This window comes from Planktothrix sp. PCC 11201 (assembly GCF_900009135.1).
Lineage (GTDB): Bacteria > Cyanobacteriota > Cyanobacteriia > Cyanobacteriales > Microcoleaceae > Planktothrix.
The window spans coordinates 262,514-289,269 of sequence record NZ_LT797710.1 but is presented as its reverse complement, the minus strand read 5'-3'; the positions used below and the strand labels follow the sequence as shown (position 1 = coordinate 289,269).

Genomic DNA, 26,756 nt, shown 5'->3' with positions numbered 1-26,756 from the left:
TTATCAGAGAAAGGGTATAAATAGACCTAAATCTGTTAATCCAAAGCATCAAAAAGTTGATCTTCAATTAGGGGTAAAAGAGGTTCTAACCTTTTAAATTCTTCAGGGGATAGTTGTTTATATTCTCCTTCTTCATTGGCTTTAGCCAGAATAAAAAATGGATCAGCCGGGGTATAAATACCGTATTCCTGTTCCTCATGGTAGAAACTGGCTAACCAGAGCAGTTCCTCATATTCTTGTTCATCGGGTTCAGCAGAATCCAGATCCAGATTCGAGTCTCCATCCTCGGGAAAATCTGGTAATTCCCCGGCTGCGGTTAGGGTAATTCCTGTTCGTTTCAGATCCAAATTGTGTTCTGCTAAAACCGCTTTAGCCGTTTTAAAAATTCTGTCAATTTCTTCTTCTGATTCCACCGGAACTGCGGATTCATCATCATCCTCATCGTCATTCCAAGTTAGAATTTCGATGGGCGAGTCCACGGGTAGAAGTAACCCATAATCTTGACCTTCTAACTCAATTGAGGATTGTAAGACGCAAACGAGCGATCGCCCCTGTTCGTCCGTCAGGGTCACGGTCACTTGTTCTTCCTCAGAACGTCCATTTTCTTCGGGAAATTTAGATGGGAACATCATTTATATCGTACTATTTTTAACCATATTAAACGTTACTGGTAACAACTTATTCAGGGATAAAATAATCACTACTCCCCATGCTCCCCCTGCTCCCCCTGCTCCCCCTACTTCCCCTGCCTCCTCTGGTCTAACCATTGTTGCAAAATCAAGGCGGCGGCTTTGCGATCAATCATGCTTTTATTGCGAGAGGGAGCAATATTGTCCGCAATCATTAATTGTTCTGCTTGGTAGGAAGTGAGCCGTTCATCCATATATTCCAGGGGTAAATTCAAGGCATGGGCTAACCGTTGAGCATAGTTTTGTGTATATTTAGCCTGAGAACCCAAAGAACCGTCGAGATGGTAGGGTAAACCTGCCACTAATACCTGTACTTGCCTCTGCTGTACCAGGTCTTGAAATTGAGCAATATCCTGGGCAAAAGAACGTCGCAGAATTGTAGTGAGTCCCGTCGCAATTAAGCCCGTACCATCACAACCGGCGACACCAATCCGTTTACGACCAATATCTAATCCCAAGGCGGAAATAAACAGGGATTTTCCCATAATTACACAGGATCAGACGGTAAATCTAAGGACTTTTGGGTGGAGTTTTTCGGGTCTAATTCCGGTGTTTCAGAGATCCCCTCGACGGTAGATTTTTGTACTGGGGAAGGATGTTTAACCGTTGGCCCCAACCAAGACATCGGAGTGGGTACGGGTTTATGGGCAGGTTGCCAACTTGGTAAGACATCGGATAATTGCAACCCTTCCAGGGAAGATTTAGACTCCCGTAATTTATGCCAAACGGAACGGGACATTAACAAGGTATGTTCCACCCGGGTGGCTCCAATTTTTTCTAAATAGGCTTCTCGTTCGGGTTGATAGTCAGCCGATGCCAATTTTAGGGACTGGGGGCTAAATTCCTGGGCTAAATGGGCCATCTGGGATAGTAATTCGGGGTAAAGCCAGGTATAGGCCGGATGCACGGTTAACTCAGCAACATGGGGTTGACTGCCATCCCGGGATAACTGCACCTGAAAATATCCAATTGCCGCTTTTCGTTGGGGTTCAAACACATAGCCACTGACCTGTTCACTGCGGCTAAACCATTGTTTGATCGCATCCACAAGAGCCTGAATAAAACTGGTTTTAAAATCTAAAATATGACGGTCAAATACTTGTCGCAACAACGGAGGCATGGAAACCGTATCTAGTTGATACAGCAGTTGGGCATCCGCATTACTGACGGGTAAGAGGTTGGGTAAATCCGGTTGAGAATTTGCCAAGGTTTGCAGTAGTTCCGGTTCCACCACCCAATAGGTGATTTGAGCTAAGGGTTGAAACCCATTTTGCCGATAGAGTGCCATCAAACCGCTATCATTAACATTCACTTCTAATAGCCAGGTTCGTGCTTCCCAAAGGGTTTCAAAACAATACCGTAACAGTTGTGAACCGATACTGCTTTGATTATTTAACTGATCTACAAATACTCGATCAATTCGCCAAGTGCTGCGGGTGGTGTTGAAGGGAGAGACCTTAATCATCCCCAAAACTTGACCGAATTGTTCAGCAATATAGGCATTAAATAAATTTTGGCAGGGGTTCGGAAACCAACTTAAAAATTTTAGCAACCCATACCACCGACGCAGGTATTCTAACTCCTGGGCCGACGCCGTGTCATCAGCTTGGTCATATAGCTGTTCAATCGCCTCTAAGTCTCGGTATTGAAACGGGCGAAGATTAAACTGGTTTTGATTTTGGGAAAGAAATAAATTCATTACATAAACCTAGGTAAACCCGCCCCTAATACAGTGATCTGCAATGGGCAGTTAATTCTAAACAGTTAAGATTCAATTAATAATCAGTAGGTTTCAACTGAGACTCTGACACTGATAACTGATTACTGATGACTGATCACTGATAAAGGGCGAATGAGTACCAGTGGGGTTTGCTCATCGGCATTTCCGGCGGGATTACTTCTTAAGGCTTGCTCGATCAAAGCAGGGGAAAGACCGGAGGTTGCTGCTAATATTTTAACGGCTTTTAAATCATTCACGTCTACAATTGCCGCTCCCAATCCCGTTTCTTTTTGTAGGGTGTTGACCACGTTTTGAGGATCATCTGGCCCTAAGACAATAAATTGATCATAGGGGGGTAGGGTTCCGGTCACATCATCAATCAATCGGGCTTGTTCTCCAGCCAATTGATAAAACACCCCTGGTTTCCCGAGCAGTTTGGCGATAGTTCCTACCACGATAGCAAATAATACCCGGGCTGATCCGACCTGATTCACTAAGGTTTGCATCCCGCAGGCCGTGGCTAAACTGGAAGTAGGCATAAAGAAATAACAGACCCGTTGAGCCACCCATCCCGGCTTGATTTGGCTAGGATGATAAAATCGTCCTTGCATTAGGGCGACGGGGGTTTCTCCCAAGGTGACAATATCCCCGGCTTGAGCATGGGGAAGCACATACCTTTTAATCACCTCAACGGGATCATCGATATGGGTTAATAAATGGGTACGAATCGGATAAACTTCGGCAACTCCTTCTACGACTCGTTTATTCGGAGCCAGGGTCGGATCGGGATATTGGAGAGGGAGGACAAGGTGGCGCACTTTGGGGATGCGTCCTTGGGGCCCGTAGGTCAGATACTTAACTTTCACCCAAGCCGATTGTAAAGCTCTGAGATCAATCCCTTCGATTTCAATTAAAACTTTAATGCGGGTGGTTTTTTGGGCTTTAACAATATACCCAAACCAATAGTTATCTTCCCTAGCACCTGCATCAATATGGGCGGGAATCACTTTAATTGTGTGTTTCACCCCGTCTAAACTCGCTTTAGACAAAAGGGTCAGTTGGGCTCTGACTTCCGGTATCATAATCTCCAGATTTGAGGTCAGGTTCTGGAACTCCAGTTCTCCCCGCAAGACATAATGGCGGTCGTCGGATAAATCCAGATTCCATTCTCCCTGTGTGAGTTCTAGTTTATTCCCCGGACGCAGACGATATTGAATTTCTAGCCCCAATGTTCCTAAACCTAGTAAAACTAATGCGGCTGTTGTTACCAGGCTCAAACCTGCTGCCATTACACCACTTCCCCTTTTAAATTTGCGTAGTTAATGCAAACCGACATCCGATTTGCACTCCCATCCTACCGCAGCCCGTCTGTTCTAAAATTCTTAAGTTAAATTATAAAAACAACCTCTAAGTGCCCCAAAGTATTAATAAGACTTATCCCACCGGGATATGGGGGGAGAGTACACCTGATCTAGCACAAAAGGGTATATCCTTGTTTAAAGATTTGTAAAATTCACCCAAAACGCTTGACGTATCTTAATACTTTTTCAAGGAGTCCCATGAAGCACAAGTCAATTGCGGAACGATTTTGCCTCACGGCTCACGTTGTGTCAACCCTATTTGGACTGACAGGGTTATTGTTTATTCTCCCGAACCCTGAACTGGTCGCTAATTTACCTCCTATGGGGATGAATATCTTCGTCTGGAGTATGGCGACCGGAGGCGTAGCTTATATTGTTTTTGGGGCAGCGACGCTGGCATTATATGGCTATAGAACTTTAGGGTTAGGAACAACCTTAGCTTTTATGATTCCATCCCTATTGTTATCCTTATCCAGTGAACTTTTAGGAACCAGCACCGGATTTCCCTTTGGTCATTATCAATATTTGAGTGGTTTAGGTTATAAAATCGCCGGACTGGTTCCCTTTACTATTCCATTATCTTGGTTCTATATGGGCTTAACTTGCTATTTGTTAGCCCGGGCGGGTTTAAAATTAAAAATGGGAGACAGTTGGGTACGTCAACTTTCAGTCTTAGCGTTAGGGGCTATATTACTAACCGCTTGGGACTTAGTATTAGACCCCGCCATGAGTCAGGCTACTTTTCCCTTTTGGCAATTTCAAGAAGTTGGTGAATTCTTTGGAATGCCCTATCGTAATTTAGCTGGATGGATGGGAACTGGCTTTATTTTTATGGGCGTTGGGGCGTTTTTATGGCGCAAAACTCCGATTGCTTTGTCTCGCTCCCAATTAACCTTACCTCTGATTGTTTATATCACCAATTTCTTTTTTGGAGCGGCGATTACCGTTGTCGAATTAGATGCTCGTTTCCTGTTTCCCGTGGCTTTAAGTATTCTATTTGGAGTGGTTCCGGCGATCGTTTTCTGGTGGAATGCTAAACCCTCTTTAGATACCATGGAAAGTTTATTATCTAGTGATAATATTACTCCCTCAGCCGTTGAAGTGGTTGCAAAGTAAGCATTAAGATTTAAAGAGGATGGGCTTTGCCCATTCTTTTTTATGGGAAAATATTTAATATCCTCTTAATTATTCTTCTTTGTACCTTTGTGTTTCCTATTCCCTTCTATACTAATTTTAATGTTGAATCCAATTTTATTAACAATTCCTGATTTTTTAGAGACTAATTCCTGGGTTATATTATTTTTTGGGGTTATATTACTCTTGCAAATTCCCGCCGCAATTATTTTATTGTCTCGGTTATTAAAAGGGGCGATTCGGGTTCCGCCTCTGCAACCGCAAAACCCCACCTTAGAACTCTTAGGAACTGTGAGTATTGTGGTTCCTACCTTGAACGAAGCTGCCAGGGTAACGCCCTGTTTAGAAGGGCTAACACGGCAAAGTTATGAAGTACGAGAAATCCTAATTGTTGATAGTCATTCCCAGGATGGAACCCAGGATATTATTGAAAAATTTGCTGAATCTGATCCGAGATTTAGACTGATTTTAGATGATCCCTTACCTCCAGAATGGGTGGGTCGTCCTTGGGCTTTAAATACGGGTTTTTTAAATAGTTCTGAAAAAAGTGAATGGATTTTAGGCATTGATGCGGATACGCTCCCGCAACCGGGTTTAGTGGCGAGTGTGGTGAAAACTGCGATCGCCAATCAATATGATTTATTATCCCTATCCTGTAAATTTATTCTTAAATATCCAGGGGAATTGTGGTTACAACCTGCCCTATTAATGACTTTAGTTTATCGGTTTGGATCACCGGATTTATCGCCCCAAAAACCCGAACGAGTCATGGCAAATGGTCAATGTTTTTTATGTCGGCGTTCGGTATTAGAAAAAGTCGGGGGATATTCGAGTGCTAAAAATTCCTTTTGTGATGATGTAACTTTAGCCAGAAATATCGCTCAACAAGGCTTTAAAGTGGGTTTTTTAGATGGAGCAAATGTGTTAACGGTGAGAATGTATGATGGGTTAAAAGATACTTGGGAGGGTTGGGGGCGATCGCTCGATCTCAAAGATGCTTGTTCTAAAACCCAACTATGGGGAGATTTATTTCTCTTATTAGCAGTTCAGGCTTTACCCTTACCATTATTACTCATTAATCTAGGCTTTTCTTCTAACCTTTCCTTACCCGGTTTTTTGAGTTTAACCCTATTAGGATTAAACGGTTTTTTAGTATTTTTACGGATAATATTAACCGCCGCAATTTCTTTATCCTATGATTTGAGTCAAGCTCAAATGCCTTGGGTATTTTGGTTATCTCCCTTAGCTGATCCGGTCGCCGTATTACGATTATGGATATCAGCAACTCAGACTCAAATTCAATGGCGAGGGAGAACCTATGAAAAGAATTAAAACCTAAAAATTGATGATGAATTTTTGATTATCTGGTTTTTTTCCAAGTCTAATTTTGTGTTTGCAAATATTTGTTAAGTCTTAGAAAACTGTCCTTAGTATTGCTATAATTGAAACATCCGATTACTACTTGCCAAGAGTGCCGATTACTGAATTTTTGTGTTTCTGTAATGGTGTCAGGAATTGTTTGTTAGTGTAATTAGGGAAATATTCTTATGGAATACCAATTTGATTTTAATATTGAGAAAGGAATAGAATCTGTTCTTTACATATTAGAGCTATTAGAGAATAAGGCTCAACCAACGTTGCATCGTGTTTCTAAAGTTTTATATTTTGCAGATAAGGAACACTTAGAAAGATATGGGAGACTTATTTTTGGCGATAGCTATTACGCCATGAAACATGGCCCCGTACCAAGTCAGATTTATGATTTACTGAAATTAGTGCGTGGAGATTTGTCTCCTAGCTTTCAGCCACCTAGAGAAATATCTGAACAGGTTCTTCATGCTTTCAAGATAGTTGATAAGCATGACATCAAAAAACTAAGAGAGTCTAATACAGATTTTTTGAGTGATTCTGATATTGAATGTTTAGAACATTCAGCAACAAAATATGGAAATTTATCTTTTGCAGAGCTTACGCAGTTAAGTCATGATCGCGCCTGGGAATCTGCGGATGAGAACGATATAATTAATGTGGAAGATATGATCAAAACCTTTGATAATTCCGAAGAACTGCTTGAACATTTGCAAAATCCACACCCATAGTTTAGAACTTTATGCCAGCAAAGTGGGAAATATTTTATGTGCAATCTTGCCGTTATAGTAAGCCACCCAAGGATAAGTTTGTTTTAATCGCATATATTGATCCTTCACCTTATGGATTTATGATTAATTCCAAAATTAATAACTATATTCAGAATAGAGATTATTTGCTATGTTGTGAGGCAGAAATTATTGCGAGCGAGCATAATTTTCTGAAGTATAATTCTCACGTTGATTGTACGGCAGGGTTTACTTTTAATGCTAGTGAGTTGATTAGTTCAAGAGGATTTTTGAGTGATGCTGGACAGGCTAAGGTAATTAACGCCGTGAAGTTATGTCCTGTGTTAGAGAAAATACATAAAAACAGAATTTTAAAATAGGGCGATCGCTAAATATTTAACTTTGGACAAAATTAAAAGCCTATAAAGTTCTCCCCCGTTATGAGGGAGAACTTTACTAAATCAGCACTCGACAATAAACAATCAACGGTCAGCAAACTGCTAGTTAACTCGTTCCAACTGCCAGAGAATTTGATTACCTTCTCGCCGCACTCTGGATACTTCCCAATTGCGCCAGGCCCAGTTATCCCCTCGACTGGTGACAGCACTAGCATTAATATCCATGAGATCAGCCAGTTCAGAACTACTGATTAAGTAGCCCTTGGTAGCAATTTCATCAGCAATATGCAGGGTTTCGATCAAATTGCGAAGTTGGTTCACCCTAACCTCGCGTGGTAGGTTTTCCAGTGAATCGTTAATTAAGTCAGTCATGGCAAGATCTCAGACAGCAAGATTAGAGTCTATCACACAGCCTGTTAAGAAAAGGTTTCGTTCACACCGTTTCCTCAATTAACCCAGAGGGCGGGGTAATTTCAATCCGTTTTTGTTCTAAATCCACAACTGGAACAATCTCTTTAACAAAGGGAATCAAAACCGTAGGTAGGGGTTTAGGTTTACGTTTCTTTTTAGATTTACGATGAATCCCCTCGGGAATCGGTTCAGAAACGAGGGTATCTTGGGTGGGAGTTGGGGAATTTAACTCCACTTCGAGTAAATCATTCCCGGCTGAAATCACATCTATGACTTTTCCAATCACTTGCGCTTTTCTTTGGTCAAAGACTTCCAACCCAATTAAATCTAAAACATAAAATTCGCCTTCCTCTAAATAGGGACGATCTTGGTCGGTAATCAATAATGGACAGCCCTGTAACGCCTCCGCCTGATTTCGATCTTCAATTCCTTCAATTTCAACCACATAAATGCCTTTACTGGGCATCAAATAGCCGCCCAAAAATTCCACGGGTTCAGGTTCAGTTTGTCCGGGATGTAATAACCAGCGCTGACCCGGTTCGATAAATCGTTCAGGAAAATCCGAATTGGGATAAACCCGCACTTCTCCTGTTAACCCGTGAGCCGCAACAATAGTCCCGATCTCGATCCACTCAGACATGATAATATTTCTTAATTCTTGCTGTTCTTCAATAATTTGATCCTGGGGATATCCAATTTGGATTTCCTCAATTCACGCTTAGATGATATGAAAAACAAAAACAAATTTGCGCTCACCTTCGCCTTTTGTCGATTTGGGACAGTGGGGAAGTTCACACCTAAGCTATTTGATCAACGGAGCCAGATTGCTACCGTTACCATTTTACTGTTTTTTACCTGTTTATCCACATATTCCCTGGCTCAAAATTCCCCGTTATCAGAATCTTCTGTCCGGGAACAGGAGATTAAAAATCAAGTAGAAAATCAGGTTGATAATACCTTCCGTCGCTATCTGGCATTATTAAGTTTAATTTTACTATTGTTATTGCTGTTGAATACGATCGCAGCCTGTGGAGTTTGGTTTTTACTGAAAAAATTAGCCCAACAAACGGCATCCGCAGAGCAGGAAATTGAAAGTCTCAAAACCGATACCCTGACGGAGATGGAACGGGTACTTACCGAAGCTAGACAAATTTTATATCAATTGCAAAATAAAAATGATTTAGCCCACGAAACCTTACAAACTCTAACGACTCAAACTGCTTTACCAGTCATTGAAGCGGTTTGGGTGGAACAGGCAGAAAAAAATGAATCCCTTTCAGACATGGGAGAATTATTACCCGAAACAAATCATCAATCCGCCACACTAGAAACAACATCCCCGGTTAATAATTCTGAGAATATTTTAATCCCGGTTTTCTTACCATCTGCTTCAGAAACTGAAAAAACCGAAGTTGGGGAAAAATCTTCACCAGACACGGGGGCGGAAACTCCAGCTTCAGAAGTTGAACCGGAAGAACAACTTAGACAAGCGATTAGTTTAGCCAAACAGGGAGATAAATTATTTTTAGAAGGGGATTTAGAAGGGGCAGTTCAAAGTTATGATGAGGGTTTAAAATTCAAACCGGATTTAGCAGAAGTTTGGAATAATCGAGGGGTAGCACTGACTCGATTACAACGCTATCATGAGGCAATTGTCTCCTATGAAAGAGCGATTCAATTGCGATATAATTATGCCGATGCTTGGAATAATCGAGGAGTGGCTTTAGGAAAACTGAATCATTATGAAGCTGCGATTTTATCCTACCAACGAGCTATTGATTTAAAGTCTAATTATATGGATGCCTGGAATAATCGGGGCTTTGCTTTAGCGAAACTTCAAAAGTATGATGAGGCGATTTCATCCTATAATCAAGCGGCTAAAATTCGTCCTGATTTTTACCGAATTTGGTATAACAAAGCCCGATGTTATGCGGTTCAAGGGCAAGTGGAATTAGCCCTGGAAAATCTAAAACGGGCTACGCGCTTAAATCCTGAAGCCTGTCAAAAGTTAGTTAAACGGGAAACGGATTTTGACCCGATTCGACAGGACAAAAACTTTAAAAAGTTAAATTTTGACTCCTAATTATTGCAGTTAAATGAATATAATTGAATTGATTTTAGTTGGTTTTTCCGCTTGTTTTAGTATTTTTTATCCAGATTTATTTGATTATAAATCTTATAAATTTCAAGATTTAATCAATTACCCGTATGACAATTCCTTGGCAATATCCGATACCAGTAGCGATGGCGTAGACACCGCCTGGCGGGATCGCATTGTAATTCGAGATTTAGTTCAAACGGAAATTTCCCAGAGTTTCAGGCGGGTTAACCCGTTATTATCAACTTGGGTTTTAGTAGCTGTTTTGATTCCTAGTGCCAGTGTTTTAAGTATTTTAATTTTGTTTTTTAAAATTACCCGAGAGAGCCGGAAATTCTCCCAACATTTAGAGACGGTGAAAGATGATTTTATTCCTGAATTTTATGCCAGAATTGGTGAAGCCCAGGACATTGTTTATGATCTTCAGGATTCTTTTCAAGTCACCGAAGAAGCGATTCAAGGAATACAAGCAAGGCTAGATTCTCTTTCTACTCAAGATGATGATTTAGAAGAATATACGGTAGAAGATGATAAAAAAAGACTCAGAAATCGACGAATGACACCCTCAAAAAATTAGGATATTGCTTGAAATCTGTTTTAGGGGCAATTCATGAATTACCCCTACTTAGTCATGCACCTATTCTGAGTTAATTTTGATTAAACAAATACATATTGATTACTGTCTAATGTTGATGAAATATTACCTTGAACAACTGCTAATAACTGTTGTGACCCATTAGCATTCAGTTTGAAAATTGCCACTCCTGGGGGTACATTGGCGGGTAAATTACCAATAGTATATAAATCGGGAGTCCCGGCTAACAGTAACTTATCTTCATCCCCATTAAAATCCGTAATCAGGGTATAGCCTAAATTATCATTAGAAATGCCTACCAAAGTATCATTGCCTCGGTCGCCTAAGAGCAAATCGTTTCCCGTCCCACCAATTAAACCATCATTACCTTGACCGCCATAAATGCTATCATCCCCACCATCGCCAAACAGTGTATCCTGGTCATTATTCCCAAATATCACATCGGATTCTGTCCCCCCATAAACCGTATCAATTCCGATATCACCAAATAGAGTATCAAATCCGCTACTTCCGATCAGTAAATCACTCCCTTGACCAGAAAATAGAATATCATTTCCATTTTGTCCTTCCAGAAAATCATCTCCCAGGAAACCAATAATCGTGTCATTTCCGTCTCGACCGGCAATTACATCACGAAGCGCTGTTCCTTTTAAAATATCATCATTTTTTGTCCCAATCAGGGATGCAGCCGGGGTTAAGGGTGCAATTTGATCTCCATTACGGCGTAAAAAGAAGGAGTCTGCACCTTCACCGCCGATGAGTGTATCCACTTCATCATTAAACACAATGATGGCTGGGGTAGCAGTGTTGGTTTCTCTGGCCACGGGAATAGATACAGGTTGAAAGTTTGACATTGTACTTAAGGGTAAACAACAAGCGAGGGCAAGAATAAAAACAACATTTTACACTCAATTCACTATTTTTTATACCTTACAAACTTCTCTATAAATGGTTGTGTTGTTTTTTCGCTCTACTCCTCTTGCTCATTAGACTCCGACTAGCACAAAGAATCAGGATTGTTTTTGACAATGTTGGGGATAGGTCGTTTAAAAGGGTAACGGCTGATGGTATCGAAGGATTTAATTATGGTATGGTGTAGGGTTGAATTAACAGGACTTACGCAAAACAACCATATCTAGCGAACGGCCGTTCGCCCCTACAGATGGTGTATAATTGGGTATTCTGCGTAAGTCCTAATTAAATTTTCTAGGGTTGTTGTTTCAAAAACCCATTCTAATCCTTGAGTGTTGACCCCTTTAATTAAGATAATATCTTGCTGGGAAATTTCAGCTAAGGGAAGTTGATAAGACCAAGACCATTGAGCATCAGAATCATGGGGTTTAACAGAAAATAAGCCATTTTGAACGAATCTGCCATTAATTGAAATAAGAATAGAGTCTAATTGACCATTGGGGTTAACTTCTGCTATTGTTCCGGTTAATAAAAGATTTCCCTCTAGGGTTAATTCACACCGTTCTATTTTTCCTTGGGGATGGTGAGTAAATTTTAGGGAAGATAGGGATTTTTGAGGTGTACGAGTGACTAAATATAAATCTTGATAGCCACAAATTCCTTTAGGAATTCGAGAATAAACCGCTTCCCCTTGACTAATTGTTTTTAAACTCTGCGCCACGAAATTTTCACCAACATAACTAGTGCCATATTCATTCATATCTAAACTTCTACTTTCACTATTGGGAATAAATAAAATATCTGAGGAGGAAATAGCTAAATGGCTGGGTAATAAGTCCCGGTCATGAACACTAAACATCAATATTCCTTGAGGAGATAATAAAGAATAGAGTTTTTGTAACCAAGTTAAAAAGGTAGTTTCAGGAAGATGACTAAAAAACGAACAGGCTAAAATGCCATCAAAGGATTGTTGGATTGGATAGTCCTGGGGATAAGTGGTAGAAACAATTCCCTGCACCCCGAATTGTTCGATTTGAAACTGCACCGCCTGGGCATAAATATCAGAAATCCAAAGGTTTTGGGGCGGGATTTCCTGAACTAAAAACCGGGTAAAACGACCATAACCACTGGCAAAATCCAGGAACGAAGAAATCCGATCTAATTGTCCAAACTGCCACTTTAAAACCTGTCTAACACTATCTAAAATCCGACGCCCATTAAAATAATAACGAATACAAGCGCGATCGGGTGTACCGTGATTCGCTAAGGCAAATAAATACATTTCATCCTGATCACAAATAGTCGAATTAAAGGTATCGGGAAATAAGGTTTGATCTTGAATAAACTGTTTCAGAGCTAAGGATTGAGGGGCTAAATTAACAAACTGCATTGATTGTTTTAAAAAATATAAGTTTTCCGATCCAGTTCATCTTACAGAAGACTGGGAATCGAAACAATCTGATCCCCTTGTGAAAAATTCCCCCCTTTGGCGGTAAAATGGTAAAGCAATAGTGATCACAACTTCATCCAAAGCTATGCGAGTTTATGTACTACTGTTCAACGCTGGAACAGAAAATGAAGGAATTCATACGATTCAGATGGGCGATCGCAATAAAGTGTTAATATTTGAAGACGAGGATGATGCCATTCGCTTTGGCGTGCTTCTGGAAGCTCAGGATTTCCCAACGGCTACGGTTGAGGCTATTGACGAGGAAGAAATCAAGGAATTTTGCATTTCGGTTGACTATGACTGGGAACGGGTTGGGTCTGGAGAGTTAGCCATTCCTCCCGAAAATAACGTTGATCAAACGGATTGGCAAGTCGAGGAAGACCAACCCCCAGAGAAAGAGCCGGATTTTGTCTCACCGGAACTAGACGATATTCGCAAACGGCTAGAAGGGTTATTATAGGTGGGTTTAAAGAGTACAGATTGTAGGTCAAGATCAATATGGAACAGTGGGAATCCCGGGGACATTTATTAACGGAACAAATCAACGTCAGCAGTCAGAACTTAGATCAACTGACCTCTTTGGAATTAGTGGATTTGTTCAACAGGGAAGATGTCCAAACCTTGTTGGCGATCGCCCGTTCCCGTGAATCCTTGGCCGAAGCCATTGACCTAGCCACGGCCGCACTGCGTCAGGGGGGGCGTCTATTTTACGTTGGAGCGGGAACCAGTGGCCGTTTAGGGGTTCTGGATGCGGCTGAATGTCCCCCCACCTTCTGTACCCCTCCAGAACTAGTTCAGGGCATTATTGCCGGGGGAGCCGGGGCTTTGGTTCGCAGTTCGGAAGATTTGGAAGATCGGGCCGAAGATGGAGCCGGGGCGATCGCCCTGCGTCAAATTACCCATTTAGATGTGGTGGTGGGAATTACGGCCGGAGGGACAACTCCTTTTGTCCAGGGGGCGTTACAAGCGGCTTGTCAACGGGGGGCAAAAACCGTATTTATTGCTTGTGTTCCGGTGGAGCAGGTGGAATTTGAGGCGGATGTGGATATTCGTCTATTAGTCGGGCCAGAAATCTTAGCGGGTTCAACCCGATTAAAAGCCGGAACTGTGACCAAAATGGCCTTAAATATTCTCTCAACTAGCGTTATGGTTAAGTTGGGAAAAGTCTATGGGAATCGCATGATTGATGTGGCGGTGACCAATAAAAAATTACACGATCGCTCCTTAAGAATATTAATGGATTTGACGGAAATTGATCGAGAAGCAGCTGAAATTTTATTAGAAAAAAGTGGGAAATCCGTCAAGTTAGCTCTATTGATGCAGTGGACAGGATTAGATGCTGTATCCGGTCAAGATTTATTAAATCAGCATCAAGGACAATTAAGACAGGCGGTATTGAGTCGGAATTTGCCATTAAGATGAGATGGGTTTCTCCTACCTCAAAACAGTAGTAAAGATGTCCAGATTGATTTTTCCATGTTTTATGAGCATCCTCTTAAAACTGATTCAAGTTAAGGGTCACTTTAACCATGAATGATCAAGAGTTAAAAGAACAAATTAAAACCCTGATTCATGCGAATACAAATAATTTATTGGCATTAGCTAAACTTGTTGGTATTGATGCAAAACATGATTTAATTGGAATTAATTTACAGGGTATTGATTTAACCAAGGCTGATTTAAGAGAAGTTAACTTCAGTCAAGCTAACCTCAGCCATGTTAACCTGACAGAAGCTAATTTAAGTCAAGCTAATTTAAGTCAAGCCAATTTAAGCGGCGTTAACTTGATGGGGGCAAACCTCAAGAATGCTGATTTAACGGGAGCCAACCTGAGTAATTCCAACTTAATTGGTGCCGATTTAACCGCAGCTAATCTGAGAGAAGCTGACTTAACCGAAGCTTACCTGAGTCAAACCAATTTAAGTGGAGCTAACTTGAGTAAAGCCTATCTCAGTGGGGTCTATTTAGGGAATACAAATCTGGCGGAAGCCAACCTGAATCAAGTCTATTTGAGCAAAGCCAATTTACAAGGGGTTGACTTGAGTGGAATTAACTTGAGTCAAGCTTATCTGATGGGAGCAAATCTGAGTCAGGCTAATTTAAGTCATGCGAACTTGAGTGAAGCCAACTTAAGTCAAGTGAATCTGGCTCAAACCAATTTGACCGAAACTAACTTAAATCAAGCTAATTTGATAGGAGCAAATTTAAGTCGAGCTAACCTCACCAACACCGAACTAATTGGAAGTAATTTAAGTCGAGCCAATTTAACAAAAGCTAACCTATTTCAAGCTAATTTGAGTCTAGCTAATTTGAGTTTCGCTGATTTAAGTTGGGCAAATTTAAGTTTGACTAAAATTAGAGAAATTACTGTTAAAAAAGCTCATTTTAGATATAATTTAGGTATTTCCCAACAAACCAAAGATGAACTAATGAGTCGGGGTGCAATATTTGATGATAATTTAGGCAATGGCTTGGGTATTTTGATCTCTGATTAATTTTATAGAAAAGTTTCATGACAACTTTTTACACGAGAAAAGAATAAGTGCATCTGCCAAACTAACCAAGACCCCACTCGCCAAGCTCCCATGGAAAGTTTTTCTGTTGACGCTTGGGCAGATAATTCAAAATTCGGGTCATAGTGTAACCATTGGGCAGGTAAGTGCCCCATGGGGGTCATCGGGGACAATTTAAAGGTTAGTGCTTCGTAGTCTAACCACTTGCCCTCTTTTCGCCACCCCAGGCGCTCGCCGAGTCTCTTTTCCGTTTCATAATCAACTTGACCCCCCATTTCACTCCAAATTGTTTGCTGAATACTAAAGCCAAAATAACCATAACTATATTGTTCCCAAAGTTGATCAATTGTCTGGAGATCTTGACCAGAAAAGTTATCAATATCTTCCTTATAAACCTCATTCCAATACTTCTTACCCATGACTTTTAGCATTAATTGAGTGGTTTCAAGATCAGCTTCTTTCCAACTATGCTGGGCAAGGAGATCCCGCAATTGGGTATAATCAATATTTCGATCACTGCGAAATTCTTGGGTTAACAGAATAGGACGATTACTTAGTCCCATTGATCTTGTTTTTTCAAAAGTAGATAGGGGGACGGTAGGAACAAACGTTACTTCTGTAATGCCTAGAACTTTTCTTTGATCAGTGAGTTGGTTGGAGATATAGTTAGAGATTAAATCAATACCTTGGTCTAAAAATATACCATTTTCACCGCCATCAAAATTATGAATTTGCCAATCTAATAATTGAGATTGAATAAAAGCATCTTTTAATCGAGCTTTTTTCTCATAACTGGTCACCATAAAATCAAGAAAAGTTTCAGAAATCACCCCATCATCTTCCAGATTTACTAAATTGGCATCATATTTCAAAATATTATCCCCTAGATTTTTAATATCTCCGACCGTGGCATAAAAATATTCATCTACCTTGACAATTTCATCAATTAAAGATTGAAAAGGGCTGAAATAATCTTGTAAAGAGCTATCAAAATTAATAGCATTATGGGCAATTTTTGCTATTTTTTGACGAACTTTATAGGCTTTTCTTTGATATTCATAAATCTCTTGATGGACTTCTAAATCTTTAACTATTTGCTGAACAATTTCTTTCTGATTTTTGGTGTCTTCTGCAAGTTTTTGAATCCCTTCACTAATCAATCTTATTTTTTCTAACATCAAAAAATAAGCATTACTTAACAATAAAACTGCTTTAAAATTTTCTTGTTTCTCCCACTTTAGTTCCTCCAGTATTTTCGGATTTTCAGTGTTTTTCAACTCTAATTTTCTTCTTTCATTTTCCAAAGTTTTTATTTCTAAATATTTTTGTTTGAATAACTTTTTTAAGTCATCAGCCAGGGTTACCAAAAATCCATAATAACTATCCCTATAATTTTCTAATAAATTAATAATATGACTATAATCCTTAATAAATAATTGAATTTCATCAAAAATTTCTCCCTGGCTAATTTCTTCTTTTCGCTTAATGATTCCTCCCAACTGATAACGGTATCGAACACCCTCTTTAATTAATTTCTGATGTTCTCTAATTTTTTTCTGAACTGCTTTTACACCGTTATTTTTGAGGACGGGTAATCGATAGGTTCGTTCATAAATTAAAATGGTTTCGTAAGTAATCAGTTGTCTTTGCTGTTTGGATTGCATATTGTGAAAATCAGTTGAGGCCATTGAAATTGATCTAAGATCGAATCACTTGGTTATTTGACTCTATAGATGATTTAACCCAAAAAACGACTTAAATCAAATTCGCCTTCGGTTTGGGATGGGCGATCATGTTCTGCCATTAATATTAACAATAATCGATCCGAATAATCAACCGTTCCGCGACATTCTTCTCGTAATATCTCTAAGCCACCATTGGCATATTCTTCAAAAATCAATGCCCTTTCTTCTTCTGCTTCTAGTTCAAACGGAGATAAAAGTTTAGTATTTTGGGTTTCTGAAATTGCTACTAATTTGATAACTGCATCATACCCCCGAGAAATAAAAACCTCCAGGGAAATTGGCCCGGGATCTCGCTTAGAAAGTCCATCAACGGTCATCCGTTTTTGCCGTCGTTTTCCTAATAAGGCAGCAAAGGCAATCACGTCGGCGTAGGTTTGAAACGGCCCGGTTTTGCCTTCTATTTCTGTGAGCGATCGCACTAATTCCGCCTTATCTTTAGCAATTTTAATTCGACTAACAGCCATAATTAATCAGTATAAAAACTAAGTGGATTCAGTCCAAAGTAATTTGATTTTATGTTCAAATCCGCCTTTTTCTGCCCGTTTATGATCCCGTTCTAATAAAATCCGTTCATCTTCAATGCCGTAGGTTTCCATTAATGCCGCTATCACTTCCAATAAATCCGCTAATTCCTGGACTAATTCCCCAGGTGAGGCTTGAGCCGCTTCCTGGGCTTCTTCGATGAGTTTATCCCGTAAGGCTTGACGATATTCGGTTTCTGATAACGTTGTAATATTATACTGAAATCCTGATTTTTGAATCAGTTCTGGGATGCGATCGCGGACTAATTTGTTATATTCTTGATGCAAGGTATAATTCTCCTATAAAATAATTGCACCTAATTTTTATTTTGTGCTATTTTTTATAGTTTAACAAGAGTTGCAAGCTAAGTAAACAATGAGCAAATCTTTATATCAATATTTATCCCCGATTCTTTATAGCGTGGCGGTGATTTTGTTGGGATGTCTGTTTAACCCCGATCCCACCCTCGCCTTAACGGCCCCAAAAGTTGATTCTGTTTATGAATACCGTACCCTCCACAGTCCCGACGGGATTGGGAAATTTTATCTGGGCAGAGAAATTGCTCAGGTGATGGGCCATCAGGGAGCCGGATGGTTAGAACGTCCGAGTCGAGAAACCTCCGAACAACCGGAACAAGCGATCGCCGCCTTAAATTTAAAACCCAGCGATATTGTCGCCGATATTGGGGCGGGAACCGGATATTTTAGCTTTAGAATTAGCCCCTTTGTTACCCAGGGAAAAGTCTTAGCTGTGGATGTACAACCGGAAATGTTGGAACTGATTAATTTTGTGAAAACCCAGGAAAATATTCAAAATGTTGAACCCATTTTAGGAACTGAAGATCACCCAAATTTACCCGAATCTACCGTGGATTTAGCCCTAATGGTTGACGCTTATCATGAATTTCAATATCCCCAAGAAATGATGCAAGGAATTGTCAAAGCCTTAAAATCCGGGGGACGGGTGGTATTATTAGAATATCGTCAGGAAAATCCTTTGATTTTTATTAAAGGACTCCATAAAATGTCAGAAAAACAGGTAAAAAAAGAAATGGCAGCCGTGGGTTTAAACTGGAAAGAAACCCAAGATTTTTTGCCCCAACAACATTTTTTAGTCTTTGAAAAACCCTGACTATTAACCAGCTTTAGAGAAAAATTCCTGCCGAAAGGGAACTTAATAATGGTAGGATAGCTGTATCAGTGCGTTTTTACGACTATGTTAAATTAAGAATTGATATCAATATGACTGTTAGAGTTCGTCTTGCTCCAAGTCCCACCGGAAATTTACATATAGGAACTGCTAGAACTGCCGTTTTTAACTGGTTATTTGCCCGCAACCAAGGAGGTACTTTTGTCCTGCGGGTTGAAGATACCGACTTAGAACGCTCTCGCCCTGAATATACGGAAAACATTCTCACCGGGTTGACTTGGTTAGGCCTAACCTGGGATGAAGGGCCATTCTATCAATCCGAGCGGTTAGAATTATATCGCCAAGCTATCCAAACCCTGCTGGAGAAAGGTTTAGTCTATCGTTGCTATTGCACCCCAGAGGAACTAGACGCCATGCGAGAAGGGCAGAAGGCGAGAAATGAAGCCCCTCGCTATGATAACCGCCATCGTCACCTCACCCCGGAACAGCAAGCCGCCTTTGAAGCCGAGGGTCGTCAGGCGGTGATTCGTTTCAAAATAGACGATGATCGAGAAATTAGCTGGAATGATTTAGTCCGGGGAAAAGTCACTTGGAAAGGCAGTGATTTGGGCGGTGATATGGTGATTGCGCGGGCTTCTAGTAGCGGCGAAATTGGGCAACCTCTGTATAATTTTGTGGTGGTTGTTGATGATATTGATATGAAGATTACCCAAGTGATTCGAGGGGAAGATCATATTTCTAATACGCCGAAACAAATTCTGTTATATGAAGCTTTAAATGCCAATATTCCTGAATTTGGTCATACCCCTTTAATTCTGAATGCGGAGGGTCGCAAATTATCCAAACGGGATGGTGTGACCTCGATTTCTGATTTTAGAACTATGGGATATACGCCAGAAGCTCTGGCTAATTATATGACCCTATTGGGTTGGACTCCTCCCGATGCTACGGAAGAATTATTTACCTTGGAAACCGCAGCCAAACACTTTAGTTTTGAGCGAGTTAATAAAGCCGGGGCAAAGTTTGATTGGGATAAATTAAATTGGATTAATAGCCAATATCTTCATAAAATGCCGATCCCAGAATTAACTCAGTTATTAATTCCCTATTGGCAAGAAGCGGGTTATCAATTTGACTCTAATACGGATCAATCTTGGTTAGAACAGCTTACGGCCTTAATTGGCCCTAGTTTAACCACTCTGAAAGATGCGGTGGAAATGAGTCGATTATTTTTCACTGGAAGGGTTGAATTAGACGAGGAAGCAACGACTCAATTGCAACAAGAAAATGCGATCGCCATTGTGCAGGCAATTCAGGATAAAATAACCCAACAACGAGATCAACCCTTAACATCCGATGCTGCTAAAGCAATAATTAATAGTGCGATGAAGGAAACAAACGTCAAAAAAGGGTTAGTAATGCGATCGCTTAGAGCAGCTTTGATGGGAACTATGCACGGCCCAGATTTAATTGAATCTTGGGTATTGTTCCATCAAAAAGGGATTGATTTAATTCGTTTTCAAACTGTTTTACCGGGTTAATATTTAACGAGGCAGATATTATGGCAAATTCTCCCAGATCTCGCAAATCATCCGATGCAAAGGGCAATTCTTCCCAATCTAAAAAACCTAAGCCTACAGTTGATCCTACACCCGCCCCAGCATCCGAGGCAGAAACGGGAGTTGATGTCTCCTTATCCCCATCTTCAGAACCTCCGATCACGGTGGAAGAACCTGTAGCTGAAGAACCAATAATTGAGGAACCTCCTGTGGTTGCAGAAGAACCCGTAGCTGAGGAAACTCCGATCACGGTGGAAGAACCTGTAGGGGAGGAGCCGCCCGTCGAGGAACCTCCTGTGGTTGTGGAAGAACCTGTAGCGGAGGAAACTCCTATTGCAGAAGCACCTGCACCCGCACCCGTAGCTGAGGAAACTCCTCTGACCCTGCTGGAAGAACCCGCGCCGGAACCAATTGTGGAACAAACTATAGCAGAGGAACCTCCTGTTGTAGAGGAAGAACCCACACCGGAGCCCTTGGTTGAAAATCAACCGAAATGGGTGAATACTTCAGCAACGGAAATTTTATTCAATGCTGAACCGATCAGTGCCAGTAAAGTTGAAGTGGTGATTGATTCTCCCACAACTTTCTCCTATGATTCTGTTAACCAATCTGTACAACCCATGAAAGAAGAAATTCTCGCATTTTTATCTGAACTCCCCGAAAATTTAGGCAGTTTCTTTAAAGATTACAAACGTCCCTTAACGACGGTCGGTTTAATCGTTGCCTTCTTAATTACCTTCAAGATTTTAGTGGGATTAGTAGAAATTATTAATGAAATTCCTCTGATTAAACCCACCTTTGAAACCGTTGGTTTAGGATACTCAGCTTGGTTTATTTATCGTTATCTCCTCAAAGCAGATAACCGCAAAGAACTCAGTGCAGATTTTAATACCCTGAAAGAAGAAATCCTGGGTAAAAAATCATAAATAAAATAGTTCTAACAATGACTAATGCCACTCTCAAAAACTTAGCATTGGGCGTTGTGATGGTGACGGTTGGGTTATTACTGCCTCGTGCAGTGGAAGCTCAACCGTTTAACGGCACATCCACCCCCATGTTTGAAAATATCACCCTCAGTCCTCAATTCAGCCCCAACCCCCTGCTGATTCGGGGATTAAGTGGAGGGCCAACTTTGGCTAAGGATATCGCCGGACGCCAAGAAACCCAAACTGGAACTTGTCAGGGTTATGTGGATCAACAACCGGATCATACGGTAATTTTAACCAGTTTTTTTGATTATTTAAAACTGCAAGTCCAAAGTAGCGAAGATACGGTTTTAGTGATTCGAGGGCCAGGGGGAAGTTGGTGTAGTGATGATGCTAAAGACATTAATCCTAGTATTGAGGGTCAATGGTTATCGGGAAAATATGAAATTTGGGTAGGGTCTTATAAACCCAATGCTTATCACCCCTATGTGATTTCAATTACGGATAAACAACAATAGGGTTTTGATGATTACTGACTATGATATTGTTCTCGAACCCAAGTTCTAAAAGATTTTAATGTTGCGGTTTCGCCATCTCTTAAACTTTGACGAATATATTGGGGAATAATTTCTAAAGGCAGCCAGGGAAAATGTAAACTTTGAGTTGATTTTTGATAGAATTGAGTTGTTGTATCTAAAATAAAAACCTCTAATTTTTGACCATTATAACGCCATAGTTCAGGAATTTCAAAAGCAGCATAAATCGCCTGTTTATCTAAAGAACTACTGGTAATATCAATTTCCAATACTAAATCAGGAGGTGGGTCTGATGCCAAATCAATATTCTGTTTATGTCTAACTAAGGGTTCATTATTCAAATAATAACAAGAATCCGGTTCTGCACCTTTTAATAATTCTTCTCGTTTTAAGGTTAAAGATCCCATTTTTTTTAGGTTTAGGTTTAATTCATCTGCGATAGCTCTCACTAAATCATCAATAAACCGATTGTTATTCTCGTGTTCTCCCAATGGAGTCATAATTTCTAATACTCCTTGATCATAATATAAACGAGCAGCACGATTATCCCCTAAATCGTCCAATAAATTAATAAATGTTTGCCAACTGACTTGATTTAAAACCGTGCGCTGTTCAGGTATGGTTAAAGTCGCTGTGGTCATAGTGGGTTTCCCTCCATTAATTTAGTATAACCAAACATTTCAGATCATGATATGTCATAATCAAGGCTGACCTATCTTGATTGTTATTCTCCCAATTATCAATGGTTGCACTTCCCCTGGAACTTACAACAACGGTTTTAGAATTACAAAGACAGTTATTAGCGGTTATTAACCATGCTACAGAAACTAGTTTTGTAATCATGGAAACTTATTCTGAAACCGAAACCACGATTATCACCTTAGAAGATCTGGATAATATTCGGCAAAGGGCAAATACTTACTATTCTCGATTTTATACTCTTATGGCTAGAATGGCTGAATCACAGCGGATTTCTCATTCTACTATGCTGGAGCCACTGACTCGTTCTATTGAGGACGCAATAGTCACAATAGCCAGAGCACAAGCTACAATTGGAGAAGCAAAAAGTAACTTTAATTTGCCATGACCCAAAAACATCAACCCGATTTACAAAAAGTGCAACAAACATCTGTCAAAATTCAGGAAGTTTGCCAACGAGCAGATGCAGGAATTTCTATTTTAGATGATTTGATTTCTCAATTGGAGAGTCAAATCAATACTTCTCCTCTGTATCGTTATCGTTCAAAAAAAAGCTAATAATTTTTTCAATATTTAGCTATAACTATTGCAAAAAATTATCAAATATAATTTGATTTTCCCTACCTTCTCTCGGTTAAAGAAAGAAGAATAGGGAATTGAGTTAAATTAAGCTGTTAACTGTTTTAAGGAATTTTCAACCGCTTGTAACGCCTGATTAACTTCTTCCTCCGTCACAATTAAAGGCGGTACAAAACGTAACACTTTCGGGCCAGCCGGAACTAACAATAACCCGGCTTCCATTGCCACTTTCACGACCTGGGGAGAGGTTAATTCCACATCCTCTTTTAATTCTAAACCATTAATTAAACCCCAGCCTCGGACTTCGGCAATTAAATCAGGATATTTTTGGGCAATTTCTGTTAACTTGCTGCGAAGTTGTTCACCCCGCTTCTGGACATTTTCCAGAATATTTTCTCTTTCTAAGGTTTGACAAACCGCCAACGCCACCGCACAAACAAAAGGATTTCCGCCAAAGGTAGACGCATGACTTCCGGGTTCAAAAACATCACAGAATGCTTTACACATCATCGCCCCGATGGGAATACCACCGCCCAAACCCTTCGCCGAGGTAAAAATATCCGGCTCAATTCCTAAATTTTCATAACCCCATAATTTACCACTGCGACCCACGCCAACCTGAACTTCATCTAAGATTAAAAGAATGCCTTTTTCATCGCAAATTTGCCGAACTCGTTGGAAATATTGAATATCCCCAGGACGGACACCTCCTTCTCCTTGCAGCGCTTCTAACATAATTGCGGCTACCCGTCGCCCGTCTTTATCAACATGAGCAATTGTTGATTCTAAAGCCTGAATATCATTATAAGGAACATACACAAAACCCGGCACTAACGGACTAAAACCTTTTTGATATTTGGGTTGTCCCGTAGCCGTAATTGTGGCTAAAGTTCGACCATGAAAACTGGCGTGGGCGGTGATAATAACCGGGTCTTCAATATTTAATTTGTCGTGGGCATATTTCCGAGCTAATTTAATCGCTCCTTCGTTAGCTTCTGCTCCAGAATTACAGAAAAATGCCTTATCTGCACAGGAATGATCGGTTAACCATTTGGCTAATTCTCCTTGCACGGGAACATAATATAAATTAGAAACATGGTGCAGAGTTTTAATTTGTTGGGTGACCGCTTCAATTAATACCGGATGGGCGTGTCCTAGGGTACAAGTCGCAATTCCGGCGACAAAATCTAAGTATTCTTTGCCATTAGTATCCCAAACGCGACACCCTTCTCCCCGCTCTAAGGCAATGGGAAAACGGGCATAGGTATTCATGACATGGGAATTAAAGTCATCAATACTAAAATCGTGGGTAACAGGCTCTTTTTTCACTAAGGTTTCTGGACTCATAAATTACTCCTAAATTCGGTTTGTGTTTGATTTCTAATTTTAGGGTAAAATCTTCGTTTCAGGGGTTTGTTTTGTTACCAAATCCCTATAATTTATATTCTAAAGGTTGACAAAATTGATCAATTCCCGATTTCACCGCATAAATTACAACCGGGGTAATTAATAGGGCTGGACATTGATTTTCCGCAATTAGAGATTCTACCATGGCTGTAATATTGCCTTGAATTAATTCTTCCCGCAGGTCTTTATTACACAAACTCACTCGATATCGTTTGGCTAAACCATCTAACCAATTTTCAGAAGTATCGGGTGACTGACCCACATAAATTGCCATTTCAATGGCCGCATCTTCGAGATCTCCTTCACAATTTTCAATTCTATCTAAGGCTTCTAAAGCAACGGAATATTCAGCCAGTTGGGAGCGAAATTGAGCGATTTCTTGAGAGGTGAGAATAATCATAAATAATCCGTTATACTTCAGTGAATTAATTCGTATTGGAAAATTATATCAGGATCAAACCAAGCGGTTAAAGCGGTAGCTAAAGCATCCGCAGCATCATCAGGTCTGGGAATTTCTGTTAGATTCAATTCCCGAGCCACTGCTTCTTGAACCTGATATTTGTCCGCATTACCGTGTCCTGTTAAAGCCTTTTTAACTTGACCGGGAGTAAACTCAACTAGAGGAATTTGGTGTTGAGCTAAAACTAATAATAACACTCCTTTGGCTTGGGCAACGGCAATGGTATTTGCCATACGATAAAAAAAGAGTTTTTCCACAATAGCCAAATCAGGTTTTATATGAGTTAATAACTGGTTTAAATCCTCATAAATAATACATAAACGCTTGCCTAATTCGGTTTTGGCTGGGGTTTTAATTACTCCAAAATCAATCATAGAAACGGATTTTTGTTCCTGAGTTTTGTCATCAATTTCACACTCTATTGCCCCAAATCCTAATATTGCTAAACCCGGATCAAAACCTAAAATTATTTTTTTCATCTGAAAAATGCTATAAGTGGCTCCCGGTTTGATCCCCCCTAACCCGCCTTAAAAATGGCAACCGGAGTTATAAAATCCCTGGTTTTTTCTACTTGGGAAATTTCCTATCAAAGTCCCCCTTAAAAATGGGGATTTAGGGGGATCTGATTTCGGCTGCAATCAGGGATTTTCCACTTCAATTAACGCTACACGACCTCACCTGTCACTAGGCATCAGGTAAACCAAAAACTTGACGGAAAACCTTTTGAACTTTGAAACCCGAATCAATGGTTTCTAGGGGATCTTTGCGCAGACGGTGACGCAAACATAAGGTAATCACCCGTTGAATATCATCGACGGTGACTTCTGTACGTCCTTCAAAAGCGGCTAGGGCTTTAGCCGCCCGGTTACTGACAATATCTCCCCGTAAACCATCCACATCTAATTCTGAACAAATCTGGGAAATTTTTACCCGTAAATCATGATCAATTTGGACAGAGGGGAGGAGAGTTTGAGCTTCTACCAGTTTATTTTGTAATTGGTTTTGGTCATTAATATGGGTTTCTAAAAATGTTTGAGGATTTTGATCAAAAGAGGTTCTTTCTTCAACAATTTTAACTCGTAAATTCGGCTCTTTTACGGTTCTAATTTCGGCGTGCATTCCAAACCGATCTAATAATTGTGGGCGTAACTCGCCTTCTTCGGGGTTTCCTGAACCGACTAATACAAATCGCGCGGGGTGACGGATGGAAATGCCCTCCCGTTCTACGGTATTCCAACCACTAGCCGCCGAGTCCAATAAAACGTCAACTAAGTGATCATCGAGGAGGTTGACCTCATCCACATACAAAATCCCCCGATTAGCTTTGGCCAGAAGTCCGGGTTCAAAGGCTTTCACCCCTTCAGATAGGGCTTTTTCAATGTCAATTGTGCCACAAACTCGGTCTTCCGTGGCCCCCAAAGGCAAATCCACCATCGGGACTTTTTTCCGAGATACGGGAATATCCTGATGCTGGCTCAGACGCTCCCGCACGTTATCACTCATCAATTCCGCATCGGTGGGATGGCTATTGAAGGGGTCATCGGCGATCACTTCAATTTCGGGAAGCAGGTCAGCTAGGGCGCGGATGGTGGTGGATTTTCCTGTGCCGCGATCGCCCATAATCATCACACCACCGATTTTAGGATCGATAGTATTTAAAATTAAAGCCAGTTTCATTTCTTCCTGGCCGACAATTGCGGTGAAGGGAAAAACAGGACGACGAGACAGGTTGACCGTTGTTTGTGTATCTTTTGGCGTGACGACAGTTGAACTCACAGTTTACTCTCAATTTCCAAT

Annotated in this window: 31 protein-coding genes; 15 read left to right on the top strand and 16 right to left on the bottom strand. The window is 40.5% G+C overall.

Annotated elements, in window-relative coordinates:
- Window positions 1–35 precede the first annotated feature (35 nt).
- From PL11201_RS20610 to PL11201_RS20595, 4 genes are all read right to left on the bottom strand, one after another.
- The gene (locus PL11201_RS20610; protein WP_079680740.1) at window positions 36–629 is read right to left on the bottom strand and encodes a DUF3727 domain-containing protein; all 594 of its coding nucleotides are present in this window, start codon (window positions 627–629) and stop codon (window positions 36–38) included.
- 107 nt (window positions 630–736) lie between these two features.
- Entirely contained in the window at window positions 737–1,174 is a 438-nt protein-coding gene (gene ruvX, locus PL11201_RS20605; protein ID WP_079680739.1) for a Holliday junction resolvase RuvX, read from the bottom strand.
- 2 nt (window positions 1,175–1,176) lie between these two features.
- The gene (locus PL11201_RS20600; RefSeq protein WP_079680738.1) at window positions 1,177–2,388 is read right to left on the bottom strand and encodes a GNAT family N-acetyltransferase; all 1,212 of its coding nucleotides are present in this window, start codon (window positions 2,386–2,388) and stop codon (window positions 1,177–1,179) included.
- 122 nt (window positions 2,389–2,510) lie between these two features.
- Window positions 2,511–3,698: a F420-0:Gamma-glutamyl ligase gene (locus tag PL11201_RS20595; protein ID WP_079680737.1), complete on the bottom strand. Its 1,188-nt coding sequence runs from the start codon at window positions 3,696–3,698 to the stop codon at window positions 2,511–2,513.
- A gap of 270 nt (window positions 3,699–3,968) precedes the next feature.
- Here PL11201_RS20595 and cruF point away from each other — a divergent pair, with 270 nt between their 5' ends.
- From cruF to PL11201_RS20575, 4 genes are all read left to right on the top strand, one after another.
- Complete coding sequence (gene cruF / locus PL11201_RS20590) at window positions 3,969–4,886, top strand: gamma-carotene 1'-hydroxylase CruF (protein WP_079680736.1); 918 nt, start codon at window positions 3,969–3,971, stop codon at window positions 4,884–4,886.
- Between the two features lie 120 nt (window positions 4,887–5,006).
- Complete coding sequence (gene cruG, locus PL11201_RS20585) at window positions 5,007–6,236, top strand: 2'-O-glycosyltransferase CruG (RefSeq protein ID WP_144017836.1); 1,230 nt, start codon at window positions 5,007–5,009, stop codon at window positions 6,234–6,236.
- A 215-nt stretch (window positions 6,237–6,451) separates the two neighbouring features.
- Window positions 6,452–7,003, top strand: a complete 552-nt coding sequence (locus tag PL11201_RS20580) for a Panacea domain-containing protein (RefSeq protein ID WP_079680735.1) — start codon at window positions 6,452–6,454, stop codon at window positions 7,001–7,003.
- A gap of 11 nt (window positions 7,004–7,014) precedes the next feature.
- The gene (locus tag PL11201_RS20575) at window positions 7,015–7,380 is read left to right on the top strand and encodes a hypothetical protein (RefSeq protein WP_079680734.1); all 366 of its coding nucleotides are present in this window, start codon (window positions 7,015–7,017) and stop codon (window positions 7,378–7,380) included.
- A 120-nt stretch (window positions 7,381–7,500) separates the two neighbouring features.
- On the opposite strand, the gene PL11201_RS20570 is transcribed toward PL11201_RS20575, so the two are convergent.
- Both PL11201_RS20570 and rimM read right to left on the bottom strand, forming a co-directional pair.
- Window positions 7,501–7,770, bottom strand: coding sequence for a hypothetical protein (locus tag PL11201_RS20570; RefSeq protein WP_026787989.1), 270 nt, complete (start codon window positions 7,768–7,770; stop codon window positions 7,501–7,503).
- 61 nt (window positions 7,771–7,831) lie between these two features.
- A complete protein-coding gene (gene rimM, locus PL11201_RS20565) occupies window positions 7,832–8,449 on the bottom strand; it encodes a ribosome maturation factor RimM (RefSeq protein ID WP_079680733.1) in 618 nt (205 codons plus the stop codon).
- Window positions 8,450–8,536: 87 nt separating this feature from the next.
- Here rimM and PL11201_RS20560 point away from each other — a divergent pair, with 87 nt between their 5' ends.
- Together PL11201_RS20560 and PL11201_RS20555 are read left to right on the top strand one after the other, a co-directional pair.
- On the top strand, window positions 8,537–9,892 hold the full coding sequence (locus PL11201_RS20560) for a tetratricopeptide repeat protein (RefSeq protein WP_079680732.1): 1,356 nt from the start codon (window positions 8,537–8,539) through the stop codon (window positions 9,890–9,892).
- A gap of 13 nt (window positions 9,893–9,905) precedes the next feature.
- A complete protein-coding gene (locus tag PL11201_RS20555) occupies window positions 9,906–10,484 on the top strand; it encodes a hypothetical protein (protein ID WP_079680731.1) in 579 nt (192 codons plus the stop codon).
- Between the two features lie 80 nt (window positions 10,485–10,564).
- Here PL11201_RS20555 and PL11201_RS20550 read toward each other — a convergent pair whose 3' ends face one another.
- The gene (locus tag PL11201_RS20550) at window positions 10,565–11,356 is read right to left on the bottom strand and encodes a calcium-binding protein (protein WP_079680730.1); all 792 of its coding nucleotides are present in this window, start codon (window positions 11,354–11,356) and stop codon (window positions 10,565–10,567) included.
- 302 nt (window positions 11,357–11,658) lie between these two features.
- Window positions 11,659–12,804, bottom strand: coding sequence for a class I SAM-dependent methyltransferase (locus PL11201_RS20545; protein ID WP_079680729.1), 1,146 nt, complete (start codon window positions 12,802–12,804; stop codon window positions 11,659–11,661).
- 145 nt (window positions 12,805–12,949) lie between these two features.
- Between PL11201_RS20545 and PL11201_RS20540 the strand changes: the two genes are divergently transcribed.
- The 3 genes from PL11201_RS20540 to PL11201_RS20530 all read left to right on the top strand — a co-directional run bounded on the left by PL11201_RS20540 (window position 12,950) and on the right by PL11201_RS20530 (window position 15,359).
- The gene (locus PL11201_RS20540) at window positions 12,950–13,324 is read left to right on the top strand and encodes a DUF3110 domain-containing protein (RefSeq protein WP_079680728.1); all 375 of its coding nucleotides are present in this window, start codon (window positions 12,950–12,952) and stop codon (window positions 13,322–13,324) included.
- Window positions 13,325–13,362: 38 nt separating this feature from the next.
- Window positions 13,363–14,286 carry an N-acetylmuramic acid 6-phosphate etherase gene (gene murQ / locus PL11201_RS20535; RefSeq protein ID WP_079680727.1) on the top strand — a complete coding sequence of 308 codons (924 nt, stop codon included), beginning with the start codon at window positions 13,363–13,365 and terminating at the stop codon, window positions 14,284–14,286.
- A gap of 107 nt (window positions 14,287–14,393) precedes the next feature.
- A complete protein-coding gene (locus PL11201_RS20530; RefSeq protein WP_079680726.1) occupies window positions 14,394–15,359 on the top strand; it encodes a pentapeptide repeat-containing protein in 966 nt (321 codons plus the stop codon).
- A gap of 2 nt (window positions 15,360–15,361) precedes the next feature.
- Here the strand turns inward: PL11201_RS20530 and PL11201_RS20525 are convergent, their stop codons facing one another.
- From PL11201_RS20525 to PL11201_RS20515, 3 genes are all read right to left on the bottom strand, one after another.
- Window positions 15,362–17,041 (bottom strand): GUN4 domain-containing protein, encoded by a 1,680-nt coding sequence (locus PL11201_RS20525; protein WP_079680725.1) that lies wholly within the window; start codon window positions 17,039–17,041, stop codon window positions 15,362–15,364.
- A gap of 74 nt (window positions 17,042–17,115) precedes the next feature.
- Window positions 17,116–17,586 carry a DNA phosphorothioation-associated protein 4 gene (locus PL11201_RS20520; RefSeq protein WP_079680724.1) on the bottom strand — a complete coding sequence of 157 codons (471 nt, stop codon included), beginning with the start codon at window positions 17,584–17,586 and terminating at the stop codon, window positions 17,116–17,118.
- Between the two features lie 18 nt (window positions 17,587–17,604).
- Complete coding sequence (locus PL11201_RS20515) at window positions 17,605–17,931, bottom strand: nucleoside triphosphate pyrophosphohydrolase (protein ID WP_079680723.1); 327 nt, start codon at window positions 17,929–17,931, stop codon at window positions 17,605–17,607.
- A gap of 88 nt (window positions 17,932–18,019) precedes the next feature.
- Here PL11201_RS20515 and PL11201_RS20510 point away from each other — a divergent pair, with 88 nt between their 5' ends.
- From PL11201_RS20510 to PL11201_RS20495, 4 genes are all read left to right on the top strand, one after another.
- Window positions 18,020–18,775, top strand: a complete 756-nt coding sequence (locus PL11201_RS20510) for a class I SAM-dependent methyltransferase (RefSeq protein ID WP_079680722.1) — start codon at window positions 18,020–18,022, stop codon at window positions 18,773–18,775.
- A gap of 110 nt (window positions 18,776–18,885) precedes the next feature.
- Window positions 18,886–20,334: a glutamate--tRNA ligase gene (gltX, locus tag PL11201_RS20505; RefSeq protein WP_079680721.1), complete on the top strand. Its 1,449-nt coding sequence runs from the start codon at window positions 18,886–18,888 to the stop codon at window positions 20,332–20,334.
- 20 nt (window positions 20,335–20,354) lie between these two features.
- Window positions 20,355–21,278: a CAAD domain-containing protein gene (locus PL11201_RS26915; protein WP_200816825.1), complete on the top strand. Its 924-nt coding sequence runs from the start codon at window positions 20,355–20,357 to the stop codon at window positions 21,276–21,278.
- Between the two features lie 17 nt (window positions 21,279–21,295).
- Window positions 21,296–21,796: a hypothetical protein gene (locus tag PL11201_RS20495; protein ID WP_079680720.1), complete on the top strand. Its 501-nt coding sequence runs from the start codon at window positions 21,296–21,298 to the stop codon at window positions 21,794–21,796.
- A gap of 11 nt (window positions 21,797–21,807) precedes the next feature.
- On the opposite strand, the gene PL11201_RS20490 is transcribed toward PL11201_RS20495, so the two are convergent.
- Window positions 21,808–22,455, bottom strand: coding sequence for a Uma2 family endonuclease (locus PL11201_RS20490; protein ID WP_079680719.1), 648 nt, complete (start codon window positions 22,453–22,455; stop codon window positions 21,808–21,810).
- Between the two features lie 101 nt (window positions 22,456–22,556).
- Here PL11201_RS20490 and PL11201_RS20485 point away from each other — a divergent pair, with 101 nt between their 5' ends.
- Window positions 22,557–22,901, top strand: a complete 345-nt coding sequence (locus PL11201_RS20485; RefSeq protein ID WP_079680718.1) for a hypothetical protein — start codon at window positions 22,557–22,559, stop codon at window positions 22,899–22,901.
- Window positions 22,898–23,071: a hypothetical protein gene (locus tag PL11201_RS26910; protein WP_200816824.1), complete on the top strand. Its 174-nt coding sequence runs from the start codon at window positions 22,898–22,900 to the stop codon at window positions 23,069–23,071. The genes PL11201_RS20485 and PL11201_RS26910 overlap by 4 nt, the downstream gene beginning before the upstream one ends.
- Before the next feature lie 108 nt (window positions 23,072–23,179).
- On the opposite strand, the gene PL11201_RS20480 is transcribed toward PL11201_RS26910, so the two are convergent.
- From PL11201_RS20480 to bchI, 4 genes are all read right to left on the bottom strand, one after another.
- Window positions 23,180–24,439 carry an aspartate aminotransferase family protein gene (locus PL11201_RS20480; protein ID WP_079680717.1) on the bottom strand — a complete coding sequence of 420 codons (1,260 nt, stop codon included), beginning with the start codon at window positions 24,437–24,439 and terminating at the stop codon, window positions 23,180–23,182.
- Window positions 24,440–24,524: 85 nt separating this feature from the next.
- A complete protein-coding gene (locus PL11201_RS20475) occupies window positions 24,525–24,899 on the bottom strand; it encodes a hypothetical protein (protein ID WP_079680716.1) in 375 nt (124 codons plus the stop codon).
- A 17-nt stretch (window positions 24,900–24,916) separates the two neighbouring features.
- Window positions 24,917–25,438, bottom strand: coding sequence for a crossover junction endodeoxyribonuclease RuvC (gene ruvC / locus PL11201_RS20470; RefSeq protein ID WP_079680715.1), 522 nt, complete (start codon window positions 25,436–25,438; stop codon window positions 24,917–24,919).
- Window positions 25,439–25,643: 205 nt separating this feature from the next.
- Entirely contained in the window at window positions 25,644–26,735 is a 1,092-nt protein-coding gene (gene bchI, locus PL11201_RS20465; protein WP_079680714.1) for a magnesium chelatase ATPase subunit I, read from the bottom strand.
- Between the last annotated feature and the right edge of the window lie 21 nt (window positions 26,736–26,756).

Excerpts from the sequence above, each read along its gene's own strand:
- PL11201_RS20610 (WP_079680740.1), bottom strand. The coding sequence starts at position 629 with ATGTTCCCATCTAAATTTCCCGAAGAAAATGGACGTTCTGAGGAAGAA.
- ruvX (WP_079680739.1), bottom strand. The coding sequence starts at position 1,174 with ATGGGAAAATCCCTGTTTATTTCCGCCTTGGGATTAGATATTGGTCGT.
- PL11201_RS20600 (WP_079680738.1), bottom strand. The coding sequence starts at position 2,388 with ATGAATTTATTTCTTTCCCAAAATCAAAACCAGTTTAATCTTCGCCCG.
- PL11201_RS20595 (WP_079680737.1), bottom strand. The coding sequence starts at position 3,698 with ATGGCAGCAGGTTTGAGCCTGGTAACAACAGCCGCATTAGTTTTACTA.
- cruF (WP_079680736.1), top strand. The coding sequence starts at position 3,969 with ATGAAGCACAAGTCAATTGCGGAACGATTTTGCCTCACGGCTCACGTT.
- cruG (WP_144017836.1), top strand. The coding sequence starts at position 5,007 with ATGTTGAATCCAATTTTATTAACAATTCCTGATTTTTTAGAGACTAAT.
- PL11201_RS20580 (WP_079680735.1), top strand. The coding sequence starts at position 6,452 with ATGGAATACCAATTTGATTTTAATATTGAGAAAGGAATAGAATCTGTT.
- PL11201_RS20575 (WP_079680734.1), top strand. The coding sequence starts at position 7,015 with ATGCCAGCAAAGTGGGAAATATTTTATGTGCAATCTTGCCGTTATAGT.
- PL11201_RS20570 (WP_026787989.1), bottom strand. The coding sequence starts at position 7,770 with ATGACTGACTTAATTAACGATTCACTGGAAAACCTACCACGCGAGGTT.
- rimM (WP_079680733.1), bottom strand. The coding sequence starts at position 8,449 with ATGTCTGAGTGGATCGAGATCGGGACTATTGTTGCGGCTCACGGGTTA.
- PL11201_RS20560 (WP_079680732.1), top strand. The coding sequence starts at position 8,537 with ATGAAAAACAAAAACAAATTTGCGCTCACCTTCGCCTTTTGTCGATTT.
- PL11201_RS20555 (WP_079680731.1), top strand. The coding sequence starts at position 9,906 with ATGAATATAATTGAATTGATTTTAGTTGGTTTTTCCGCTTGTTTTAGT.
- PL11201_RS20550 (WP_079680730.1), bottom strand. The coding sequence starts at position 11,356 with ATGTCAAACTTTCAACCTGTATCTATTCCCGTGGCCAGAGAAACCAAC.
- PL11201_RS20545 (WP_079680729.1), bottom strand. The coding sequence starts at position 12,804 with ATGCAGTTTGTTAATTTAGCCCCTCAATCCTTAGCTCTGAAACAGTTT.
- PL11201_RS20540 (WP_079680728.1), top strand. The coding sequence starts at position 12,950 with ATGCGAGTTTATGTACTACTGTTCAACGCTGGAACAGAAAATGAAGGA.
- murQ (WP_079680727.1), top strand. The coding sequence starts at position 13,363 with ATGGAACAGTGGGAATCCCGGGGACATTTATTAACGGAACAAATCAAC.
- PL11201_RS20530 (WP_079680726.1), top strand. The coding sequence starts at position 14,394 with ATGAATGATCAAGAGTTAAAAGAACAAATTAAAACCCTGATTCATGCG.
- PL11201_RS20525 (WP_079680725.1), bottom strand. The coding sequence starts at position 17,041 with ATGCAATCCAAACAGCAAAGACAACTGATTACTTACGAAACCATTTTA.
- PL11201_RS20520 (WP_079680724.1), bottom strand. The coding sequence starts at position 17,586 with ATGGCTGTTAGTCGAATTAAAATTGCTAAAGATAAGGCGGAATTAGTG.
- PL11201_RS20510 (WP_079680722.1), top strand. The coding sequence starts at position 18,020 with ATGAGCAAATCTTTATATCAATATTTATCCCCGATTCTTTATAGCGTG.
- gltX (WP_079680721.1), top strand. The coding sequence starts at position 18,886 with ATGACTGTTAGAGTTCGTCTTGCTCCAAGTCCCACCGGAAATTTACAT.
- PL11201_RS26915 (WP_200816825.1), top strand. The coding sequence starts at position 20,355 with ATGGCAAATTCTCCCAGATCTCGCAAATCATCCGATGCAAAGGGCAAT.
- PL11201_RS20495 (WP_079680720.1), top strand. The coding sequence starts at position 21,296 with ATGACTAATGCCACTCTCAAAAACTTAGCATTGGGCGTTGTGATGGTG.
- PL11201_RS20490 (WP_079680719.1), bottom strand. The coding sequence starts at position 22,455 with ATGACCACAGCGACTTTAACCATACCTGAACAGCGCACGGTTTTAAAT.
- PL11201_RS20485 (WP_079680718.1), top strand. The coding sequence starts at position 22,557 with ATGGTTGCACTTCCCCTGGAACTTACAACAACGGTTTTAGAATTACAA.
- PL11201_RS26910 (WP_200816824.1), top strand. The coding sequence starts at position 22,898 with ATGACCCAAAAACATCAACCCGATTTACAAAAAGTGCAACAAACATCT.
- PL11201_RS20480 (WP_079680717.1), bottom strand. The coding sequence starts at position 24,439 with ATGAGTCCAGAAACCTTAGTGAAAAAAGAGCCTGTTACCCACGATTTT.
- PL11201_RS20475 (WP_079680716.1), bottom strand. The coding sequence starts at position 24,899 with ATGATTATTCTCACCTCTCAAGAAATCGCTCAATTTCGCTCCCAACTG.
- ruvC (WP_079680715.1), bottom strand. The coding sequence starts at position 25,438 with ATGAAAAAAATAATTTTAGGTTTTGATCCGGGTTTAGCAATATTAGGA.